The following is a 20,472-nucleotide window of genomic DNA, read 5'->3' as shown; positions in this document are numbered from 1 at the left end:
GAAGGCTCCTAGCGGGTGGCGGTGCGGGTGTTCGGGATCGTACGAGAGGCCGCGTCCGGGGCGGTGCCGTCGTCGGCGACGAGGTGACAGGAGACCTCGCGGCCGCCGGTCAGGGTGCGCAGGACGGGGACCTCGCTGCGGCAGCGGTCGACGGCGAGCGGGCAGCGGGTGTGGAAGCGGCAGCCGGGCGGCGGATCGAGCGGGCTGGGCAGTTCGCCGCTGAGGACGATGCGTTCGCGGGTGCGCTGGGTGACCGGGTCCGGGACCGGCGCGGCCGACAGCAGGGCCTGCGTGTACGGGTGCTTGGGGTCGGCGAACAGCTCGCGCGTGGGCGCCTGTTCGACGATCCGGCCCAGGTACATGACGGCGATCCGGTCGGCCAGGTACTCGACGGCGGCCAGGTCGTGCGTGATGAACAGGCAGCCGAAGCCGCGGTCGCGCTGGAGATCGGCGAGCAGGTTGAGGACGGAGGCCTGCACGGAGACGTCGAGCGCGGAGGTCGGTTCGTCGGCGACCAGCAGGTCGGGGTCGACGGACAGGGCGCGGGCGATGGAGATGCGCTGGCGCTGGCCGCCGGAGAGTTCGTGCGGGTGCCGGTCGGCGTGCTCGGGACGCAGCCCTACTTGGGCGAGAAGTTCCCGTACGCGCGCGTGGGCGGCCTCTTTGTTCTTGGCGATGCCGTGCAGGCGCAGCGGTTCGGCGACGATCTCGCCGACGGTCATCCGCGGGTCGAGCGAGGAGGACGGGTCCTGGAAGACCAGGTGGAAGTTCTTGCGCAGGGGGCGCAGGGCGCGCCGGGACAGGGTCGTCACGTCGGTGCCGTTGATGCGGACGGTGCCGCCGGTGGGGTCGTCGAGGCGGACGGCGCAGCGGCCGACGGTCGACTTGCCGCTGCCGGACTCGCCGACGAGGCCGACGACCTCGCCGCGTCCGACGGTGAGGGTGACGCCGTCGGCGGCGCGGACGGTGCCTCCGGCGCCCGCGAAGTGGCGTTCGAGGCCGGTGAGTTCCAGCACGGGCGCGGTGCTCATGAGGCGGTCTCCTGGAGGGTGTGCGGGTGCCAGCAGGCGGCGTGGTGGGCGGCGTCGGCGCCCGCGTCGGCGCTGACGGCCTTGAAGCCGGGGCGGCCGCCGGTGCAGGTGTCGTCGGCGCGGGCGCAGCGCGGGGCGAAGGTGCAGGCGTCGGGCTGCGCGTCGAGGCTCGGCACGAGGCCGGGGATCTCGGGCAGCCGCTCCTTGGGGGTGCCCGGGCGCAGGACGGCGGAGAGCAGGCCGCGGGTGTACGGGTGCCGGGGCGCCGCGAACAGTTCGTCCACCGGTGCCTGTTCGACGGGGCGGCCCGCGTACATGACGAGGACCCGGTCGGCGATGTCGGCGACGACGCCGAGGTCGTGGGTGATGAGGACGATCGCGGTGCCGAGCCGTTCGCGCAGCGACTTCAGGACGTCGAGGATGCCGGCCTGGACGGTCACGTCGAGGGCGGTGGTCGGCTCGTCGGCGATGAGGACCGTCGGGTCGCAGGCGACCGCGATGGCGATCATCACGCGCTGGCGCATGCCGCCGGAGAGCTGGTGCGGGTACTCGTCGACGCGCTGGGCCGGTGCCGGGATGCCGACGAGGCCGAGGAGTTCCACGGCACGCGCGCGTGCCTGCTTCTTGCTCAGCCCCTGGTGGCGGCGGAGCACCTCGCCGATCTGCCGGCCGACGGTGAGCACGGGGTTCAGGGAGGTCATCGGCTCCTGGAAGATCATCGCGATGTCCTTGCCGCGGATCCTCCCGTACGCCCTGTCGTCGGCGCCCGCCAGTTCCCGTTCGCCGAGCCGGACGGAGCCGGTGACGTGCGCGGTGGACGGCAGCAGTCCCATGACGGCCATCGAGGTGACGGACTTGCCGCAGCCGGACTCGCCGACGACGGCGAGGACCTCTCCGGCGTGCAGGTCGTAGGAGAGGTGGTCGACGGCGTGCACGGTGCGGGTGTCGGACGCGAAGGAGACCGACAGGTCCCGCACGCTCAGTACCGGCTGGGTCATCGGGTGGCTCCACGGGGGTCGAGGACGTCGCGCAGGCCGTCGCCGAGCAGGTTGAACGCCAGGGTCGCGGCGACCACGGCGAGGCCGGGGAAGACCGCCATCCAGGGCGCGGGCGCGAGGAAGGACTGGGCGGAGGAGAGCATCACGCCGAGGGAGGGTTCGGGCGGCTGCACGCCGAGGCCGAGGAAGCTGAGCAGGGCCTCGCCGATGATGGCGGCGGGGATGCCGACGGTGGCCTGCACGGTGAGCGCGGAGGTCGCGTTGGGCAGGATGTGCCGGAACAGGACGGTGCCGTCGCCGCCGCCGTTGGCGACGGCCGCGGCCACGTAGTCGACGTGCTTGAGGCGCAGCGTCTCGGCGCGGGTGATGCGGATGACGGCCGGGATCTGCGAGATGCCGATGGCGATGGTCGCGTTGGTCAGCGACGGGCCGAGGACGGCGGCGAGGCCGACGGCGAGCACCAGGAACGGGAAGGCGAGCATGGTGTCGGTGACGCGGGACACGACGCTGTCCGCGATCTTCCCGTAGTAGCCGGCGAGCAGGCCGAGGGGGACGCCGACGAGGAAGGCGAGGACGACCGCGAGGACGCCGACCTGCATCGAGGCCCGGGCCCCGTAGACGACGCGGGAGAGCTGGTCGCGGCCGAGGTCGTCGGTGCCGAGCCAGTGGGCCCAGCTCGGTGCGGCGAGCACGTTGTCGAAGTCGGGCCGTGCCGGGTCGTAGGGGGCGACGAGCGGGGCGAGCAGCGCGGCGAGCACGAAGACCAGGGCGATGACGGCGCCGGTCATGGCCAGCTTGTTCCTGCGCAGGGCGCGCAGCTTGGCGTTCCCGGTGGCCCGGGCGCGCAGTCCCGTGAGAGCGAGCGTGGTCACCGGGCACCTCCGAGCCGGATGCGCGGGTCGATGACCGAGTACGCCACGTCGACCAGCAGGTTGATGAAGATGTACGCGAACGAGGTGACGAGGACGACGCCCTGGAGGGTCGCGTAGTCACGGGTGAAGACGGCGTCGATGGTGAGCTTGCCGAAGCCGGGGAGGACGAAGATCTGCTCGGTGACGACGGCGCCGGAGATCAAGTGGCCGAGTTGCAGGCCGAGTACGGTCACGACGGTGACGAGGGAGTTGCGCAGCGCGTGCCCGCCGACGACCTCCCGGCGGGAGAGTCCCTTGGCGCGAGCGGTGCGGACGTAGTCGGCGGAGAGCGAGTCGAGCATGGCGGCGCGGGTCTGCCGCATGACGACGGCGGCGAGTCCGGAGCCGAGCACGATGGCGGGCAGCACCATGCGCCGCAGGTTGTCCACGGGGTCGGTGCCGAAGGGGACGTAGCCGGAGGCCGCGAAGACGGGGACGGCGATGGCGAAGGCGAGGACCAGGACGATGCCCAGCCAGAACGTCGGGATCGAAAGACCCAGCAGCGCGAGGGCGTTGGCGATCCACTCGGCGGGCTTTCCGCGGCGCACGGCGGCGACGACGCCGGCGCCGATACCGAGGACGACCGCCAGGAGCAGGGCGAGGGCGGCGAGTTCGAGGGTGACGGGCAGCGCCTCGCCGATGGCGTCGGCGACCGGCAGTCCGGTGCGCGAGGAGGTGCCGAGGTCGCCCTGGAGGGCGTGGCCGATGAAACGGCCGTACTGGATGACGATGTTGTCGTCGAGCCCGTACTCGCTGCGGATCGCGGCGAGCGCCTCGGGGCTGCGCTCCTCTCCGGCGAGGGCGAGCGCGGGGTCGCCGGGCAGGGCACGGATGCCGGCGAAGACGACGATCGAGACGAGGAAGAGCGTGATGAGGGACTGCCGGACGCGGGTCAGGACGTACTTGGCCATGGGGTGGCCGGCGAGCGGTCCGGGCTTCTTCAGGGACATCTGAGCGGTCGTCACTTGGCGTACCCCGCATCCTTCACGCGGATCAGGCCGTCGCCGTAGACGCGGAGGCCGGCGACGTCCTTCCCTGCGACGACGTAGTTCTTCTGGCGGTAGAGGTAGATGAGGGCGTGCGCGTCGTTCACCCGGCGGGCCAACTCGTCGTAGATCTTGGCGCGTTCACCGGTGTCGGATTCGGTGCGGCCGCGGGCGATGAGCGCGTCGACCTTCTTGTCGCTGTAGCCGTAGGCGTTCATGGCGCCGCGCGTCTGGAGGAAGCTGGCGATGTTGCCGTCGGGGTCGAGCCGCCCGGACCAGCCGCTGTTGAAGGCCTGGTACTGGCCGGCGTCGGTCTCCTCCAGCATCGTGGCGTACTCGGTGGGACGCAGGGTGACGTCGAAGCCCGCGCCCTTGGCCATGGCCTGGACGACCTGGCCGATGCGGCTCCACTCGGGGGTGGTGGAGGTCTTCAGCTCGATGCGGACGGGCGTCTTCACGCCCGCCTGCTTCAGGAGCTTCCTGGCGGCGGCCACATCGCGCTTCGGGCACTGCGAGGCACGTGCGCCGGGCGCGATCGCGGACTCCGGGGAGACGGGCCCGCAGGCGGGCTCGTACATGCCCTGGAAGACGACCTTGTTGATGAGGTCGCGGTCGATGGCGAGGTCGAAGGCCTCGCGGACGCGGACGTCGCGCGCGAGCGGGCTGTCGATCGTGCCGGGCTTCGCGCCGAGGCCCTTGACGTTGCCGACGTTGATGCCGATGCCCTGGTAGCCGAGCGAGGGCGAGTTGAACAGCTGGAGCTTCCCGTCGGTCAGCGCGCTCTTCACGTCGACGGGGCCCATCTGGTCGCCGACCTGGACGTCGCCGGAGCGCAGGTTGGCGAGGCGGACGCTGCCGTCGGGGATCGGCTTGTAGACCACCTTGTCCAGGTGGACGGCGTCGGCGTCGTAGTAGTGCGCGTCCTTGGTCAGGACGATGCGGTCGCCGCCGACGCGCTCGGCGAACTTGAACGGGCCCACGCAGGAAGGGTGGTTGGTGAAGTTCTTGCCGTACTTCTTGAGCGCGGCCGGGGACATCACCATCCCGGCGCGGTCGGCGAGGACGGCGGTCAGCGGCACGTAGGCCTGCTTGAGGGTGAGCTTCACGCTGTACGGGCCCGTGGCCCGCGCCGACTTCAGCGGTGCGAGTTCGGTGGCGCGCGCGGAGCCCGCGAGGTCGCGGTGGCGCAGCAGCGAGGTGACGACGGCGTCCGCGTCCAGCTTGCTGCCGTCGCTGAAGGTGGCGTCCTTACGGACGTCGAAGGTGACGGTGCGGCCGTCGGCGGAGACCTCGGGCCGGGCCGTCGCGAGCTGCGGCACGATCCGGCCGTCGGCGTCGGTGTCGTAGAGCTTCTCGCACATGCCCGCGAAGACGGTGCGGCCCACGAGGGTCTGGGCGAGGGTCGGGTCCAGCTTGTCGGGGTCCGCGTTGAGCGCGACCGTGAGGGTGCCGCCGTCGCGCACGGGGCGGTCGTCGGTCATGCGCTCCCCGCCGACCTCGGTGGCCGAGGACTGCAGGGAGCCGCAGCCCGCCGTCAGGGACATCACCAAGGCAACTGCCGTGCAGGCAACCGCTGTTCGGCGCACGAGGGCATACCTCCGCCAGGGAAGAGAATCCGCAGGTCCCATGACGGATCATGGGAAACCTGTGGGCGATCAAGGAATACCGCAGAACGTATTTCGCATACAGTCCGCAGGACAAGGGGGTTGTCCGGATGCCGGACCGGATTCTGTGAAGATTGAATAACTGGGCCCGACATCAAGGGAGAAGAAGGCCAAGAACGGACAGGGCCCGGGCCGAGTCGGTGGACTCGGCCCGGGCCCGGGCGTCTCAGTGGGAGTGGCGGGTCAGCTGTCCACCCAGCCGTGCTTGCGTCCGCTCTGCACCAGCTCGCGGCGGATCGCCAGGATCTGCTCTCCCGTCAGGGAGGGGGCGGCGCGAAGCAGCAGCTCGGTGACCTCGTTGGTGAACTCGTCGACGCGCAGCACGTCGCAGAGCACGTCGTCGCCGTCGGCCGCGATGTGCCGGCCGCCCGCCACCGGCGCGGACGCGCCCTCGGCGAGCTGGACCGAGGACGCCTTCGGGCCGCGGTCGCCCTCCTCGATGTCGAACTCGACCTTCAGCCCCGTGCGCAGATACGACTCGGGGATGAGGAGGTCGTTCACGTGCAGGAAGACGTCCTCGCCGCCGTCGTCCGGCGCGATGAACCCGTAACCGCGCGCTCCGTCGAAGCGCACCACACGACCAGCGACCACGTCGACCCCCAACCACCACGGCGGACCCGGTGTCCGCTTCCTCAGCATTCTTCGTCGGGATCCTAGCGGGACGCGCTCAGCCCTCGCGCCAGGCCGTCGTGCCGAGTCGTCCGGTGCTCCCGAGGTCGAGCGGCGGGTCGGCGGTGACGGTCCGGGCGCCGCCGGTACCGGTCTCGACGGTCACGCGGTCGACGGTCACGGGCGGCTCGGTGGTGTCGTCGTAGGTGTTGCGCCAGGCGAGGACGGAGATCGCGCTCTCGCCGCGGCGCAGGGTGAGGCGGTGCGGGCCGGGGTCCTCCAGACCCGTGGTGATCTGCCCGGTGCCGCGCAGGACCCGGACGTCCTCGACAGGGGTGCCGTCCGACTCGGCCAGCCGCAGCCGCGGGTACCCGGAGACCTCGAACGTGTCCGCACCGCAGTTGGTGAGGGTGAGACGGAGGACGCGCAGCCCCATGGCGGCTTCGCCGCTGCCGAGCGTGACGCGCACTCCGGAGTCGGGGCAGGGGCCGGTCGGCGCGGCGGTCACGGTCGGCGCGGTGTCGATCTCGCCGTACCGCGGCGGCGGGCTGCTGCCGAGCGGGTCGGCGTGCACCCGGCCGATGTCCGTGCCGCCGCTCGACGGCGATGCGGGCGCGGCGGGCCCGGTGGACGCGTCGCCGCCGGACGGGTGTGTGCCGCATCCCGCCATGAGCAGCGCGGTCGCGGTGAACCCCATGACGCGCGTGAGCGCGCCCCTCCCCCTGATCGTCATGGGCCGATCCTAGGCGGCTCCTTCCCCGGCGCCCCGGGCGCGTGCGGTCACCAGGCCCGATTCGTAGGCGAACACGACGAGTTGGGCACGGTCGCGGGCGCCCAGCTTGGTCATCGCGCGGCTGATGTGCGTCTTGGCGGTGAACGGGCTGATCACCATGTGCGCGGCGATCTCCTCGTTGGTGAGGCCCCGGGCCGCGAGCGCGGTGACCTCGCGCTCGCGCGGCGTGAGGTGTTCGAGGCCGGGGGCCGTCGCCCGGTCCGGCGGCCGTGCGACGAACTCGCCGATGAGGCGGCGGGTGACGGACGGCGACAGCAGGGCGTCGCCGCGTGCCACGACCGCGATCCCGGCCAGCAGGTCGTCGGGCTCGCTGTCCTTGAGCAGGAAGCCGGACGCGCCCGCGCGCAGCGCCTCGAAGACGTACTCGTCGAAGGCGTAGTTGGTGAGCATGACGACGCGTACGACAGTCAGGCCCGGGTCGGCGGCGATCCGCCGGGTCGCCCCGATCCCGCTCTCCCCGGGCATCTGGACGTCCATGAGCACGACGTCCGGCACGGTCTCCCGCACCAGCGCGACCCCGGCCGCGGCGTCCCCGGCCTCCCCGACCACCTCGATCCCGTCCTCGGCGTCGAGCAGCGCCCGGAACCCGGCCCGCATCAGCGCCTGATCGTCGACGAGCACGACCCGCACGACGGGGCCCACCGGGCGGCGCGGCGCGGCCTCGGTCACGGGGCGGCCCCCAGCGGCGTCCGGTCCGCGGCGGCACCGTCGGCCTCGGCGGGCTCGACCGGCAGCACCGCGCGTATCGCGAACCCTCCCCCGGCGCGCGGCCCCGCCGTCAGGGCCCCGCCCGTCGCCGTGACGCGCTCCCGCATGCCGGTCAGGCCGGTGCCCTCGGCGGCGGGGCGGGCCGGATCCGCGGTGCCCTCGTCCGTCACCTCGACGGTCACCTCGGACTCCCCGTAGGCGAGGCGCACTTCGGTGCGGGCGGCGCCGCCCGCGTGCCGTGCCACGTTCGTCAGGGCTTCCTGCACGATGCGGTAGACCGTGCGGTCGAGCTGCGGCGGCAGGGCGCGCTCGCGGCCCGTGGCGGTGAGCGTGACGGGGATCCCGGCCGAGCGGGCGCGCTCCACGAGCAGCGCCGGGGTGCCGGTGGGCTCGTCGGTGCGCAGCACGTCGAGCGTGGCCCGCAGTTCGCGCATCGCCTCGCCGCTCGCCTCCTGGATGGCGAGCAGCGCGTCCGGTATCTCCTCGCCGCGCTTGCGGGCCAGATGCACCGCGACCCCGGCCTGGAGCTTGACGATCGAGATGCTGTGGGTGAGGGAGTCGTGCAACTCCCTAGCTATGCGCAGCCGTTCCTCGCCCGCTCGGCGCAGTGCGGCCTCCTCGCGGGTGCGCTCGGCCTCCAGCGCCCGCTGTTCGGTCTGGTGGAGATACGCCTGCCAGTTCTTGTCGGCGACTCCGGTGACGACCGCGCAGAGGAACCAGCCGGCGAGCAGCATCGCCCTCCCGGTGGCGCCGTCGGCGGCCAGGGCGTCCCGCGTGACGTACACGGCGAGGAACCCTCCGGCGACGGCCGCGCCGAGCGCCCGGTGTCCCTTGCGGGACGCGGTGTGCACGGCCGCGATCACCGGCAGCGCGGCCAGCGGGCCGGGATGCGCGTACAGAACGTAGGCCGTGGTCAGGGCGGTCGACACGAGCAGGACGAGGCGCGGCGCGCGCCGGTAGGCCGCCAGGGTGGCGGCGGCCGCCGCCATCAGCGCGTATCCCACCGGTGTCGCGCCGTCGCCGAGCGCCGCCCCGAGGATCACCACCGTGCCGATGACGACGGCCAGCGCCGCGTCGGCCGCGTACGTCCGCATCCGGTCCCCCTCCCGTCTCCGGCGCCGGGGGCCGTCCTGTCCCCCTGCCTGTTCCGAGGCTAGAGGCCGCCACTGACATCGGCCTCCGCCGCGAGGACGGGAGCGGCGGCCGTCCTACTCCCCGGGGAGTAGCCGGGGTTGGGCCCCGCCGTACGACGCCGGGAGCGGCGGCGCGGAGCCAGCCTGGAACACGGTCCACGACCACCGGGACCGCCCACCCCGATCACCCCATTCACCCCGACCACCTCAACCACCCCGCCCGTCCCGACCACCGAGGAGTTCGCATGTCCGGCCCCTACCGCTACACCACCCCGCCCTCCCCAAAGTCCGCCACCGGCAGCACGGCGGCCGTCTACGCGCAGGCCGACACCGACTTCGGCATCCCGAAGCCCGCCACCCTGGTCGTGCTCGCGTCGGCGCCCGAACTGCTCGCGCCCACCTGGTCGTTGCTGCGCGAGTCGCTGATCGCGGGCAGTGGTTCGCGGGCCGACCGGGAGCTGGTCGCGGCCGGTGTGTCGCAGGCGAACCGGTGCCCGTTCTGCGTCGACGCGCACGCCGTCCTGCTGCACGCGCACGGCGACCCGGCCCTCGGCGAGGCGGTGGCCCGCGGCACGGACCCGCGCGACGAGCGGGCGGCACGGATCCTGCGGTGGGGCCGCGAGACCCGGGTCCCCGGCGCGCCCGGCCTCGCCCCGCCGCCGTTCCCGCGCACCGACCTCGCCGCGCAGCTCGGCACCGCGCTCGCCTTCCACTTCATCAACCGGATCGTGTCCGCCCTGCTGACCGAGAACCTGCTGCCCGCGGGCGCCCAGCGCTGGCAGGCCGTCCGTGCCCTCGCGGGCCGCGGCGTCTCCGGGGTCGTGCGGGCCGCTCACACGCCGGGCACGTCGCTGCCCCTGCTCGACTCGCTGGAGCCCGGCCCCGGCTGGGCGGCCGGCAGCCCGGTCGGGCCCGCCTACGAAGCGCTGCGCACGGCCGCCACGAAGGGCGCCGGCCTTCTCGACGACGCCGACCTCGGCCTCGTACAGCAGACCGTCGCGGACTGGGACGGCACGCATCCGCCCGCCGTGTGGCCCGAACTGCCGGACCGTGCGAAGCGGCCCGGGGCGCGCCTCGCGCTGCTCGCCGCGCTCGCGCCGTACCGGATCACGGACGCGGACGTCGCGGCGTGGCGGGTGCCGCCGTACACCGATCACTGCCTGGTCCATCTGGTCGCGTACGGGGCGTTCGCCGCCGTGGACCGGATCGAGTCCGCCCTGCCCGCCTCCCTCACCGCCCGCCTGGAGAACCGATGACCGTCACCGTCAATCACCGGCAGGCCCATGCCTGGAACGGTCCGCTCGGCCGGCACTGGGCCGCACAGGCCCGGCGGTTCGACGCGCTGCTCGGCGAGGCCGACGAGGCCCTGTTCGCCGCCGCCGCGATCGGCCCCGGCGACCGGGTCCTCGACATCGGGTGCGGCGCGGGCGCGACGACCCGCGCGGCGGCCCGGCTCGCGGCGCCGGGGCACGCGGTCGGCGTGGACATCTCGGCGCCGCTGGTGGAGCGGGCGCGGGCCCGCACCGCCGAGGACGGGGTGCCGGGCGCGTCGTACGAGCTGGGGGACGTGCAGGCGCACCCGTTCCCGCCGGGCGGCTTCGACGTGGCGATCAGCCGCGGCGGAGTGATGTTCTTCGACGACCCGGTGGCGGCGTTCGCGAACGTGGCGCGGGCGCTGCGCGAGCGCGGCCGGCTGGTCTTCGTCTGCCCGCGCGCAGCGGGGCCCGGTTCCGAGGAGGGCACGGCGCTCGGCCGGTTCGCGCGGCGGCTCGCCGAGGGCACCGAGAGAACGCCCGAGCGGGACGGCGACACCCTGGCCGCCCACGCGGCGCACACGGCGATGGCGTCGCTGTCCGAGCCCTTCCGGATCCACGCGGCGCTGCACCGCTCCTTCACCCGTATCGCGGTCGACCCGGTGGACGTCCACACCCACTGGGGTGATTCGCCCGCCGACGCGGTCGACTTCCTGCTGTCGCGCACGCCCCGGCGGAGCGTGCCCGCCGCGACGCGCGCGGCGCTGGAGGACACGCTCCGCCCGTACGCGACCTCGCGCGGAGTGCGGACGCGCGCGGGGGTGTGGCTGGTGACGGCCGTACGCCGCGACGATGCCCGAGCGTGATGCCCAGGTGACAGAAGTAGCGGTACCGGACGCACAGCAACCCGTGTGAGACTGGCCTCCCCCACCCCACCCCCGATGTAAGGGACGTACACCGTGCGTTCTCTCCCGCTCCCGGTCACCCTGGCCGTCCGGCTGCTGCCCGTCGGCATCCTCGCCTGCGTCGGCTGGGCCTGGTCCACCGGACCGATGTCCGAGCCCGCGGCCAAGGACGCGCACGACGCGGCGCCACAGGCCTCGGACGCCCCGTCGAGCCCCAGCGCGAGCGTGGCCGCGAAGTCGTACGCGAAGCCGCCCGCGCCCTGCGGCACCGTCGCGGCCAAGACGGTCTCCTCGCTGGTGCCGGGGGCGAAGACGGCGGGCAAGGAGCTGTCGGCCACGGACGAATCGGTTCGCCGCGGCTGCTCGTGGAGCGCGCTGAAGGGGTACGACTACCGCTGGCTCGACGTCTCCTTCGAGGTGAAGGGCTCCGACGCGCTGGCGCAGCAGGCGTACAAGGACGACAACGGCGACCCGAAGGCCAGCTCGCTGAACGCCCTCGGCGACGAGGCACGGGTCACGAGCTCGCTCACCACGAAGGACAAGCAGGACACCCGCGAGTCCGTGGTGACGGTCCGCAAGGGCAACATCCTGGTGACCGTCACCTACAACGGCAGCGACTTCGAGTCCAAGGGCGCGCCGGCGAACGACACCATGATCAAGGGCGCCCGGAAGGCCGCCGGGGACGCGGTGGCGGGTCTGGTCTCCGCGGGCTGACCGACGGGCGGCGAGGCTGACACTCACGCCGGCCTCCTCCCGTCTGTGCGTCCCGCGTAACCCCTGTCGGCGGGCGTCGGAGACAGCCGCGTAACGGACCCTTCGTACGGTCGGAACCGGACGGCCGAGCGGATCGGCGCGGAACGATCATGAAGGGGCGGGGTGCCTGTGGCCGCGCCGGACTCGCGGGAGAGCAGTGCGGAGCAGGTGCGGACGGTGTGCTCGTACTGCGGTGTGGGCTGCGGTCTCGTCCTCGACGTCGGGGTGGGCGCGGACGGCCGCCGTACGGTCCTGAGGGCGTCCGGCGACAAGGAGCACCCGGCGAACCGCGGGCGGCTGTGCACCAAGGGCGCGACCACCGCCGATCTGCTCGCCGCTCCCGGCCGCCTCACGACCGCGCTGATGCGGCCCGCGCGCGACGCGGCACAGGCGCCAGCCGCCGTGGACACGGCGGTGCGGGAGACGGCGCGGCGGCTGCGCGGCATCGTCGACGCGCACGGCCCCGACGCGCTCGCCTTCTACGTGTCGGGCCAGATGAGCCTGGAGGCCCAGTACTTGGCGAACAAGCTCGCCAAGGGGTTCGTGCGCACGAACCTGATCGAGTCCAACTCCCGTCTGTGCATGGCCAGTGCGGGCACCGGCTACAAGCTGTCGCTCGGCGCCGACGGGCCGCCGGGTTCGTACCAGGATCTCGACCGGGCGGACGTCTTCCTCGTCATCGGCTCCAACATGGCCGACTGCCACCCGGTCCTGTTCCTGCGGATGATGGAGCGGGTGAAGGCGGGCGCGAAGCTGATCGTCGTCGATCCACGGCGCACGGCGACCGCCGCGAAGGCCGATCTCTTCCTCCAGATCCGGCCGGGCACGGACCTGGCGCTGCTCAACGGCCTGCTCCACCTGCTGTACGAGAACGGCCACACGGACCCGGAGTTCATCGCCCGGCACACCGAGGGCTGGGAGGAGCTGGTGCCGTTCCTCGCCGACTACTCCCCCGCCGCCGTCGCCGGGGCGACCGGGCTCGCCGAGGACGACGTGCGCACGGCGGCCCGGCTGATCGGTGAGGCGGGCGAGTGGACGAGCTGCTGGACGATGGGCCTCAACCAGTCCACGCACGGCACCTGGAACACCAACGCGCTGATCAATCTCCATCTGGCGACCGGCGCGATCTGCCGCCCGGGCAGCGGGCCGTTCTCGCTGACCGGGCAGCCCAACGCCATGGGCGGCCGCGAAATGGGCTACATGGGGCCGGGGTTGCCCGGCCAGCGGTCCGTACTCGTCGACGCGGAGCGGGAGTTCGTCGAGGATCTGTGGGAGCTCGACCGCGGCACGCTGCGCGCGGACGGCGTCGGCCGGGGCACCGTGGAGATGTTCCAGAAGATGGCCGACGGCGACATCAAGGCGTGCTGGATCATCTGCACCAACCCGGTGGCGTCCGTCGCCAACCGCCGCACGGTCATCGAGGGCCTGGAGGCAGCCGAGTTCGTCGTCGCCCAGGACGTGTTCGTCGAGACGGAGACGACCGCGTACGCCGACGTGGTGCTGCCCGGCGCGCTGTGGACGGAGACCGAGGGCGTCCTGATCAACAGCGAGCGCAACCTCACGCTCGCACAGGCCGCCGTCGATCCGCCCGGCGAGGCGCGGGCGGACTGGGAGCTGATCGCGGCCGTCGCCCGGGAGATGGGATACGGCGACGGGTTCTCGTACACGAGCGCCGAGGAGATCTTCGAGGAGATCAAGCGGGCCTGGAATCCGGCTACGGGCTGGGACCTGCGCGGGGTGAGCTACGAGCGGCTGCGCGCGACGCCCGTGCAGTGGCCCGCCGCGCACGCGGAGGGGCCCGACCGCAACCCGGTCCGCTACGTGGACGAGGACGGAGTGCCGACGTTCCCGACGGCGAGCGGACGCGCCGTCTTCCATGCCCGGCCGCACATACCGGCGGCCGAGATGCCGGACGACGACTACCCGTTCACGCTGAACACCGGGCGGGTGCAGCATCAGTGGCACACGCTCACCAAGACGGCGAAGGTGCCCCGGCTCAACAAGCTGGATCCGGGGCCGTTCGTCGAACTGCACCCGTCGGACGCCGAGTCGCTGGACGTGCGGGACGGCGACTCGGTGGAGGTCGCCTCGCGGCGCGGCAGGGCCGTGCTGCCCGCGGTCGTCACCGACCGCGTCCGGCAGGGGTGCTGCTTCGCGCCGTTCCACTGGAACGACCTGTTCGGCGAGTACCTGAGCGTCAACGCCGTCACGAACGACGCGGTCGACCCGCTGTCGTTCCAGCCGGAGTTCAAGGTGTGCGCGGTGTCGCTCACCAAGGTGGCGGCGGCCGTACCGGCCGGGCCCCCGATTCCCGAAGTGAGTTCCTCCATAGGGCCGTTCGGGCTGGAGACCGTGCCTCCGCCCGTGCTCTCCGCGCAGGAGCGGCAGTATCTGGTCGGTTTCCTCGCGGGCATTCCGTCCGGGACGCCGGGGGTGCCGGTGCTGCCGTCGTCGGCGCCGTTCAGCGCCGAGCACGCGCTGTGGGTGAACGGGGTGCTGGCCGGGATGTACTCGCGGGCGCCCGAACCGGCCGCACCGGTCCCCCGTCAGCAGGTCGTCGTCCTGTGGGCGTCGCAGACCGGGAACGCAGAGGCGTTCGCGGGCGTCACCGTGCGCCGGCTCACCGACGCCGGGCACGCCGTCTCGCTCGTCGGCATGGACCAGGCCGATCTGGGCGCCCTGCCGGCCGGCGCCGATCTGCTCCTGATCACCAGCACCTTCGGCGACGGCGACGCCCCGGACAACGGCGCCGGACTCTGGGAGACGCTGGCCGCGCCCGACGGCCCGCGCCTGGAGGGCCGCCGCTACGCCGTGCTCGCCCTCGGCGACTCCTCCTACGACGACTTCTGCGGGCACGGCCGCCGGCTCGACCGGCGCCTGGGCGAACTGGGCGCGTCGCCCCTCGCGCCGCGCACGGACTGCGAGCCCGACTACGAGGACTCGGCCCACGCCTGGCTGGACCATGTCCTCGCGGCGCTCTCCACCACGCCCGACCCTGCCGTGCCCGTACCCGCCATGCCCGGTCCCGCCGCACCCGAACCGGCCGCCCTCAGGCCTCCCGCGCGCCGCCCGACCCGGCCCGCCCCGGTCGCCGCGCGCCTCACCGGCAACCGCCTGCTGAGCGGCCCCGGTTCGGGCAAGGAGGTGCGCAGGTTCACCTTCGACACCCGGGACAGCGGAACCCCGTTCGCGTACGAGGCCGGGGACGCGCTCGGCGTCCGGCCGCTCAACTCCCCCGATCTCGTGGCGCAGTGGCTGACGGTCACCGCGCTCACCGCCCACACCGAGGTCACCCTGAAGGACATCGGCCCCGTCCCCCTCGACGAGGCCCTGCTGCGCCATCTGGACATCACCCGCATCACCCCGGACCTGCTCCGCTTCGTCACCGAACGGGCCCGCGATCAGCGTGAGTTGAAGAAGCTGCTGCGTCCCGACAACAAGGACGGGCTGGCCCGCTGGTGCTGGGGGCGGCAGGCCGTCGACGTCGTCGCCGAGCACGCCGTGAAGGCCGACGCCCAGGAGTGGGCCGACGTCCTGGGGCGCCTCCAGCCGCGTCTGTACTCCATCTCGTCGAGCCCGCTCGCCGACCCGGAGCTGGTCTCCCTGACGGTCTCCGTCGTGCGCTACGAGAACGTCGACGGGCAGCCGCGGCAAGGGGTGTGCTCCCCGTTCCTCGCCGACGCCGAGCCGGGCACCGCGGTCCCGGTCCACGTCAGGGCGGCGCCGGGCTTCCGCCCTCCGGCCGACTCCGCGACCCCGATGGTGATGGTCGGCCCCGGCACCGGGGTGGCCCCCTTCATGGGCTTCCTCGACCAGCGCCGGCTGCTCGGCCATCGCGGGCCCAACTGGCTCTTCTTCGGCGAGCAGCACCGCGCCACCGACTTTTACTACGAGCGGGAGCTGGCCGCGCATCTCGCCGACGGCACCCTGACCCGCCTGGACACGGCGTTCTCCCGCGACCAGCGCGCCAAGGTGTACGTACAGGACCGGATGCGCGAGCACGGCCCGCAGTTGTGGTCGTGGCTTCAGGACGGCGCCCGGTTCTACGTCTGCGGCGACGCCTCGCGCATGGCCAAGGACGTGGACCGGGCGCTGCGCGACATCGCGGTCGCGCACGGCGGGCTCGACGAGGCGGGAGCGGCCGCGTACGTGAAACAGCTCGCCGCCGACAGGCGGTACGTCCGCGACGTGTACTGAGGCCGCCAACACCGCAGCCGGCAAGGCCCGTTGACCATGTTCACGATTAAAGTGTGCGCCAGACGATGATCGGCGACGAGAGGGGTGGCCCTGTGACGGGCAGCGACGCGCACCAGGACGGCATCGGCGAGCGGATCGACACCAGCCGGCCGCACACGGCCCGCATCTGGAACTACTGGCTGGGCGGCAAGGACAACTACCCCGTCGACGAGGAGGCGGGCCGGCAGATCCGCGCGCTCCACCCCGGCATCGTCGACTACGCCCAGGCCGACCGCGCCTTCCTGGGCCGCGCGGTCCGCCACCTCACCGCGGACGTGGGCATACGCCAGTTCCTCGACATCGGCACCGGGCTGCCGACCGCGGACAACACCCACGAGGTCGCCCAGCGCATCGCGCCCGAGTCCCGGATCGTCTACGTGGACAACGACCCGCTGGTGCTGCGCCACGCGCAGGCGCTGCTCACCAGTTCGCCCGAGGGCAGCACCGACTACATCGACGCCGACCTGCGCAACGTCGACGAGATCCTCGGCATCGCCGCCAAGACGCTGGACTTCACACGGCCGGTGGCGCTGATCCTGCTCGGCGTGGTCATCTTCGTCGGCGACGACGAGGACCCGTACGGGCTGGTGCGCCGTCTGATCGACGCGCTGCCCGCGGGCAGCCACCTGGTGCTCTCGCACACCGTCACCCGGCCGGACATGCCGGATGTCGACGAGGCCGTGGCGTTCTGGAACGCGAACGGCACGCCGAAGCTGAACCAGCGCACCCCGGAGCAGGTCACCCGCTTCTTCGACGGCCTCGACCTGCTGGAGCCGGGCGTCCTGTCCTGCTCGCGCTGGCGCCCGGACGCCGAGGACGCCGGGGACACGCAGCCGGCCGAGGTGGCGATGTTCGGCGGCGTCGGCCGCAAGAAGTAGCCTTCGCCCGCGCGTCGCATGACGGGTGCGCGGCCGTGTCTCAGACCACCTCCAGCTCCGCGCGCGCGGTCCGCCGGGCCGCGGCCCGGTCGGGGTCGAGCGCGGGGACGGCCGCGAGCAGTGCCTTGGTGTACGCCTCCCGGGGGTGGGCGTACACCTGCTCCACCGGTCCCTCCTCCACGATCCGGCCCCGTCGCATCACGGCGACCCGGTCGCTGACCTGCCGTACGACGGCGAGGTCGTGCGCGATGAAGACGAGGGACAGGCCCAGCTCCTGCTGCAACTCGGCCAGCAGGGAGGTGACATGGGCCTGCGTCGTCACATCGAGGGCGGACACGGCCTCGTCGCAGACGATGAGGTCGGGCTCGGCGGCGAGGGCCCGGGCGATGCCGACGCGCTGGCGCTGGCCGCCGCTGAACTCGTGCGGATAGCGGTCGTAGTGGCCGGGGTCGAGACCGACCCGGCGCAGCAGCCCGGTCACCCGGGCCCGGATGGCGGCCTCGTCGCGCTGCCCGGCGGCCCGGAGCGGGTCGGCGACCGACTCCCCTACCGAGCGGCGCGGGTTGAGCGAGGAGACGGGATCCTGGAAGACCATCTGGACCGTGGCCCGGCGGGTGAGGTCGCCGGAAGTGGGGTCGAGCAGTCCGACCAGGATGCGGCCGAGGGTGGTCTTGCCGCTGCCGCTCTCCCCGACGATGCCGAGGGTCTCGCCGCGGTGGACGGTGAGCGAGACCCCGTCGACGGCGGTGTGCGCGGCTCCGCCCCGGCCGAAGACGTGCCGGACGTCGGTCGCCTCGACGAGCGGCTCCCCCGTCGCGCGGGGCGGCGCCGGCCGCTCGTCCGGCGGAGTGTCGCCGTCCGGGATGCGCGGCACGGCCGACAGCAGTGCGCGTGTGTACGGCTCGCGCGGGGCCTTGAGGACCTCGCGGACCGGCCCCCGCTCGACCGCCCGCCCGTGCTGCATGACGAGCACGTCGTCGACCGACTCGGCGGCGACCCCCACGTCGTGGGTGACGAGGAGCAGTCCCATGCCGGTCTCCTGACGCAGCCGGTGCAGCAGGTCGAGGATCTGGGCCTGCACGGTGACGTCCAGGGCGGTCGTCGGCTCGTCCGCGATGAGCAGCCGGGGTTCGCAGGCCAGGGCCATCGCGATCAGGGCCCGCTGCCGCATGCCGCCGGAGAACTCGTGCGGCCTGGACCGGGCGCGCCGTGCCGCGTCGGGGATCCTGACCCGGTCGAGGACCTCGACCGCGCGGGCCCGCGCCGCCCGCCGGGAGACCCGGTGGTGGACCCGGTACACCTGGGCGATCTGGTCGCCGATCGCGTAGTACGGGTCCAGTGAGGACAGCGGGTCCTGGAAGACCATCGCCGCCTTGGCACCCCGCAGGGAGCGCAGTTGTGCGTCGTCGGCGGCGTTCACGTCGACGCCGGCGACCTCGACGCGGCCGGTGACCCGCGCGCCGGTCCCGCGGTGCAGGCCCAGCAGGGCGTACGCCGACGCGCTCTTGCCGGAGCCCGACTCGCCGACGACGCCGAGCGCGCCGCCGGGTTCGAGGTCGAACGAGAGGTTCTCCACGGCTCGTACGTCGCCGAAGGAGATGGACAGATCGGTGACTGAGACGAGGCTCATGCGAGCACCACCCGTCGGTCGGCCAGCGCCTGGAGGACATCGGCGACGGCGTTGGCGAGGACGACGAAGAACCCGGTGACGAGCACCAGGCCGACGACGACCGGAAGGTCCACGTTCCTGACGGCGTCGACGAGTTCGCGGCAGATACCCGGGATCCCGAAGAGCGACTCGGTGAGGACGGCGCCGCCGAACATGGCGCCGACGTCGAGGGCGCCGAGCGCGATCACCGGGGCGAGCGCGCCGCGCAGCGCGTGCCGCCGCACCAGGACCCGCTCACCGACCCCGTAGGCGCGGAAGGTGCGCACATGGTCCTCGGCGAGGGTCTCCAGCATCGCCGCGCGGGTCATGCGGGCGTACGGCGCCGCGGAGACCAGGGCCAGCGAGATCCAGGGCAGCAGCAGGTTCCAGGCCCACTGTTCGGGATCGTCGGTGAGCGGCACGTAGTCCGGGAACGGCAGGAGCTGCAGCGCGGTGACCAGGACGATGATGAGCAGCAGGCCGATGACGAAGACCGGGGTCGCCATCCCGGCGAGGGTGATCCAGGTGAGGATCCGCTCGGTCGGCCGGCCGCGCCGCCACACCGAGAGGATGCCGGTGCCGACTCCGAGCAGCACCCACAGCACGGCGCCGCCGAGGACGAGCGAGGCGGTGGCGGGGAGCTTGGCGAGGATCAGCTGGGTGACCTGCTGGTCGCTCTGGTACGAGAGGCCGAGGCAGGGCGCCTGGCAGTGCAGGACGCCGGTGCCGGTGGAGTAGTCGCGGCCCGCGAACAGGGCCTCGACGAAGTGCGCGTACTGCAGGTAGAGCGGGTCGCCGAGGTGCAGTTGGGCGCTGACCTGGGCGACCTGGGCGGGTGAGCAGCGCGGGCCGCAGGCGATCTGGGCGACGTTGCCCGGGGCGACGTAGAAGGCCGCGTAGACGACGACGCTCAGCGCGAAAAGCACGAAGACCGCGCCCGCGGCGCGCCGGAGCAGGAATCCGGTCATGCGTCCGCCTCCTTCTTGCGGCCGGTGCCGATCCGCAGCCGGGACGCGGCGCGCGGGTCGAGCGCGGTGCGGACGCCCTCGCCGAGGACGGTCAGCGCGAGCACGGTGACGAAGAGCAGCACGGCGGGGATCAGCAGATAGGTGGGCGCCGCCTGGTACCAGGTGTCGGCGTCGCTGAGCATCTGCCCCCAGGACGGGGTGGGCGGTTTGATGCCGACGCCGAGGAACGACAGGGCGGCCTCGACGACGATGTTCGACGGGAAGAGCAGGACGGCGTAGGTGATGACGGGCGCGCCGAGCGCGGGCAGCAGTTCGCGGCGGGCGACCTGCCAGGAGCTCCAGCCGCTGAGCCGGGCCGCGGCGACGTGGTCGCGCGACTTGAGCGACAGCGTCTGGGCCCGGACGATCTTTGAGATGCCGGACCAGCCGATGAGCCCGACGACCACGGCGATCAGCACGGGGCGCGGGAACCCGGCGGGGACGACGGCGAGCGCGCCGAGCGCGATGACCATGATGGGCAGCGCGACCACGACGTCGGTGACGCGGCTGAGCGCCTGGTCGACGTACCGGTTGCCGAGACCGGCCGCGAGGCCGACGGCGGTGCCGATGACGACCTGCAGCAGGGTCGCGGCGAGCGCGACGCCGAGCGAGACCCGGGCTCCGTAGACGACGCGGGCGAACAGGTCGCGTCCGGTGAGGGGTTCGACACCGAGCCAGTGCTCGCCGCTGATCCCGCCGAACGAGCCGAGGGGCACGCCGCCGCTCGCGGAGTCGACGAGGGCCGGATGGTAGGTGGTCGGGTTCTGCCCTTCGAGGGCGCTGAGCAGCGGCGCGGCGAGGGCCACGACGACGAGGAGGGCGACGATCGCGGCGGCGATCAGGGCGGAGCGGCGGGCGCGCAGCCGCCGCCAGAAGGGGCGGCCCCCGGAGACGGGGGCGGCGTCGGCCGCCCCCGCCTCGTCGGCCTTCCCCGCTTCCGCGAGAAGTGCTTCGGACAT

General features: G+C 73.1%; 17 protein-coding genes. 5 read left to right on the top strand and 12 right to left on the bottom strand.

Translation table 11 applies throughout. The features are described 5' to 3' along the window. Positions 1 to 8: 8 nt before the first annotated feature. The 9 genes from ABII15_RS31440 to ABII15_RS31400 all read right to left on the bottom strand — a co-directional run bounded on the left by ABII15_RS31440 (position 9) and on the right by ABII15_RS31400 (position 8,794). A complete protein-coding gene (locus tag ABII15_RS31440) occupies positions 9 to 1,031 on the bottom strand; it encodes an oligopeptide/dipeptide ABC transporter ATP-binding protein (protein ID WP_353945655.1) in 1,023 nt (340 codons plus the stop codon). Then, positions 1,028 to 2,029 (bottom strand): ABC transporter ATP-binding protein, encoded by a 1,002-nt coding sequence (locus tag ABII15_RS31435; RefSeq protein WP_353945654.1) that lies wholly within the window; start codon positions 2,027 to 2,029, stop codon positions 1,028 to 1,030. The genes ABII15_RS31440 and ABII15_RS31435 overlap by 4 nt, the downstream gene beginning before the upstream one ends. Continuing rightward, entirely contained in the window at positions 2,026 to 2,901 is an 876-nt protein-coding gene (locus ABII15_RS31430; protein WP_353945653.1) for an ABC transporter permease, read from the bottom strand. The genes ABII15_RS31435 and ABII15_RS31430 overlap by 4 nt, the downstream gene beginning before the upstream one ends. Further along, positions 2,898 to 3,851, bottom strand: coding sequence for an ABC transporter permease (locus ABII15_RS31425; RefSeq protein ID WP_353947259.1), 954 nt, complete (start codon positions 3,849 to 3,851; stop codon positions 2,898 to 2,900). Before ABII15_RS31425 ends, ABII15_RS31430 begins: the two co-directional genes overlap by 4 nt. Before the next feature lie 50 nt (positions 3,852 to 3,901). After that, on the bottom strand, positions 3,902 to 5,470 hold the full coding sequence (locus ABII15_RS31420) for an ABC transporter substrate-binding protein (protein ID WP_353945652.1): 1,569 nt from the start codon (positions 5,468 to 5,470) through the stop codon (positions 3,902 to 3,904). Between the two features lie 303 nt (positions 5,471 to 5,773). Beyond that, entirely contained in the window at positions 5,774 to 6,181 is a 408-nt protein-coding gene (locus ABII15_RS31415; RefSeq protein WP_353945651.1) for a cold shock domain-containing protein, read from the bottom strand. Positions 6,182 to 6,257: 76 nt separating this feature from the next. After that, the gene (locus ABII15_RS31410) at positions 6,258 to 6,932 is read right to left on the bottom strand and encodes a DUF4232 domain-containing protein (RefSeq protein ID WP_353945650.1); all 675 of its coding nucleotides are present in this window, start codon (positions 6,930 to 6,932) and stop codon (positions 6,258 to 6,260) included. Positions 6,933 to 6,941: 9 nt separating this feature from the next. Further along, positions 6,942 to 7,634 carry a response regulator transcription factor gene (locus ABII15_RS31405; protein WP_353947258.1) on the bottom strand — a complete coding sequence of 231 codons (693 nt, stop codon included), beginning with the start codon at positions 7,632 to 7,634 and terminating at the stop codon, positions 6,942 to 6,944. 23 nt (positions 7,635 to 7,657) lie between these two features. After that, a complete protein-coding gene (locus tag ABII15_RS31400; RefSeq protein ID WP_353945649.1) occupies positions 7,658 to 8,794 on the bottom strand; it encodes a histidine kinase in 1,137 nt (378 codons plus the stop codon). Positions 8,795 to 9,078: 284 nt separating this feature from the next. Between ABII15_RS31400 and ABII15_RS31395 the strand changes: the two genes are divergently transcribed. The 5 genes from ABII15_RS31395 (at position 9,079) to ABII15_RS31375 (ending at position 16,858) form a co-directional block, all read left to right on the top strand. Beyond that, positions 9,079 to 10,089, top strand: a complete 1,011-nt coding sequence (locus tag ABII15_RS31395; RefSeq protein ID WP_353945648.1) for a carboxymuconolactone decarboxylase family protein — start codon at positions 9,079 to 9,081, stop codon at positions 10,087 to 10,089. After that, positions 10,086 to 10,952 (top strand): methyltransferase domain-containing protein, encoded by an 867-nt coding sequence (locus ABII15_RS31390; RefSeq protein WP_353945647.1) that lies wholly within the window; start codon positions 10,086 to 10,088, stop codon positions 10,950 to 10,952. Before ABII15_RS31395 ends, ABII15_RS31390 begins: the two co-directional genes overlap by 4 nt. Before the next feature lie 93 nt (positions 10,953 to 11,045). After that, positions 11,046 to 11,705 carry a hypothetical protein gene (locus ABII15_RS31385; RefSeq protein WP_353945646.1) on the top strand — a complete coding sequence of 220 codons (660 nt, stop codon included), beginning with the start codon at positions 11,046 to 11,048 and terminating at the stop codon, positions 11,703 to 11,705. Positions 11,706 to 11,873: 168 nt separating this feature from the next. Then, positions 11,874 to 15,941: a bifunctional nitrate reductase/sulfite reductase flavoprotein subunit alpha gene (locus ABII15_RS31380; protein ID WP_353945645.1), complete on the top strand. Its 4,068-nt coding sequence runs from the start codon at positions 11,874 to 11,876 to the stop codon at positions 15,939 to 15,941. 65 nt (positions 15,942 to 16,006) lie between these two features. Continuing rightward, on the top strand, positions 16,007 to 16,858 hold the full coding sequence (locus ABII15_RS31375) for an SAM-dependent methyltransferase (RefSeq protein ID WP_353947257.1): 852 nt from the start codon (positions 16,007 to 16,009) through the stop codon (positions 16,856 to 16,858). 40 nt (positions 16,859 to 16,898) lie between these two features. Here ABII15_RS31375 and ABII15_RS31370 read toward each other — a convergent pair whose 3' ends face one another. The 3 genes from ABII15_RS31370 to ABII15_RS31360 are packed head-to-tail and all read right to left on the bottom strand — an operon-like array spanning position 16,899 to position 20,472. Beyond that, positions 16,899 to 18,488 (bottom strand): ABC transporter ATP-binding protein, encoded by a 1,590-nt coding sequence (locus ABII15_RS31370; RefSeq protein WP_353945644.1) that lies wholly within the window; start codon positions 18,486 to 18,488, stop codon positions 16,899 to 16,901. Beyond that, positions 18,485 to 19,474, bottom strand: a complete 990-nt coding sequence (locus ABII15_RS31365) for an ABC transporter permease (protein WP_353945643.1) — start codon at positions 19,472 to 19,474, stop codon at positions 18,485 to 18,487. The genes ABII15_RS31370 and ABII15_RS31365 overlap by 4 nt, the downstream gene beginning before the upstream one ends. Further along, on the bottom strand, positions 19,471 to 20,472 hold the full coding sequence (locus tag ABII15_RS31360) for an ABC transporter permease (RefSeq protein WP_353945642.1): 1,002 nt from the start codon (positions 20,470 to 20,472) through the stop codon (positions 19,471 to 19,473). The genes ABII15_RS31365 and ABII15_RS31360 overlap by 4 nt, the downstream gene beginning before the upstream one ends.

Origin of the sequence: Streptomyces sp. HUAS MG91 (assembly GCF_040529335.1) — a bacterium.
Taxonomy (GTDB): domain Bacteria; phylum Actinomycetota; class Actinomycetes; order Streptomycetales; family Streptomycetaceae; genus Streptomyces; species Streptomyces tabacisoli.
Note: the sequence above shows the minus strand (reverse complement) of the source record. Positions and strands in the feature narration are given on the sequence as shown.

Excerpts from the sequence above, each read along its gene's own strand:
- ABII15_RS31395 (WP_353945648.1), top strand. The coding sequence starts at position 9,079 with ATGTCCGGCCCCTACCGCTACACCACCCCGCCCTCCCCAAAGTCCGCC.
- ABII15_RS31365 (WP_353945643.1), bottom strand. The coding sequence starts at position 19,474 with ATGACCGGATTCCTGCTCCGGCGCGCCGCGGGCGCGGTCTTCGTGCTT.
- ABII15_RS31440 (WP_353945655.1), bottom strand. The coding sequence starts at position 1,031 with ATGAGCACCGCGCCCGTGCTGGAACTCACCGGCCTCGAACGCCACTTC.
- ABII15_RS31360 (WP_353945642.1), bottom strand. The coding sequence starts at position 20,472 with ATGTCCGAAGCACTTCTCGCGGAAGCGGGGAAGGCCGACGAGGCGGGG.
- ABII15_RS31425 (WP_353947259.1), bottom strand. The coding sequence starts at position 3,851 with ATGGCCAAGTACGTCCTGACCCGCGTCCGGCAGTCCCTCATCACGCTC.
- ABII15_RS31370 (WP_353945644.1), bottom strand. The coding sequence starts at position 18,488 with ATGAGCCTCGTCTCAGTCACCGATCTGTCCATCTCCTTCGGCGACGTA.
- ABII15_RS31420 (WP_353945652.1), bottom strand. The coding sequence starts at position 5,470 with ATGTCCCTGACGGCGGGCTGCGGCTCCCTGCAGTCCTCGGCCACCGAG.
- ABII15_RS31400 (WP_353945649.1), bottom strand. The coding sequence starts at position 8,794 with ATGCGGACGTACGCGGCCGACGCGGCGCTGGCCGTCGTCATCGGCACG.
- ABII15_RS31375 (WP_353947257.1), top strand. The coding sequence starts at position 16,007 with ATGATCGGCGACGAGAGGGGTGGCCCTGTGACGGGCAGCGACGCGCAC.
- ABII15_RS31435 (WP_353945654.1), bottom strand. The coding sequence starts at position 2,029 with ATGACCCAGCCGGTACTGAGCGTGCGGGACCTGTCGGTCTCCTTCGCG.
- ABII15_RS31390 (WP_353945647.1), top strand. The coding sequence starts at position 10,086 with ATGACCGTCACCGTCAATCACCGGCAGGCCCATGCCTGGAACGGTCCG.
- ABII15_RS31410 (WP_353945650.1), bottom strand. The coding sequence starts at position 6,932 with ATGACGATCAGGGGGAGGGGCGCGCTCACGCGCGTCATGGGGTTCACC.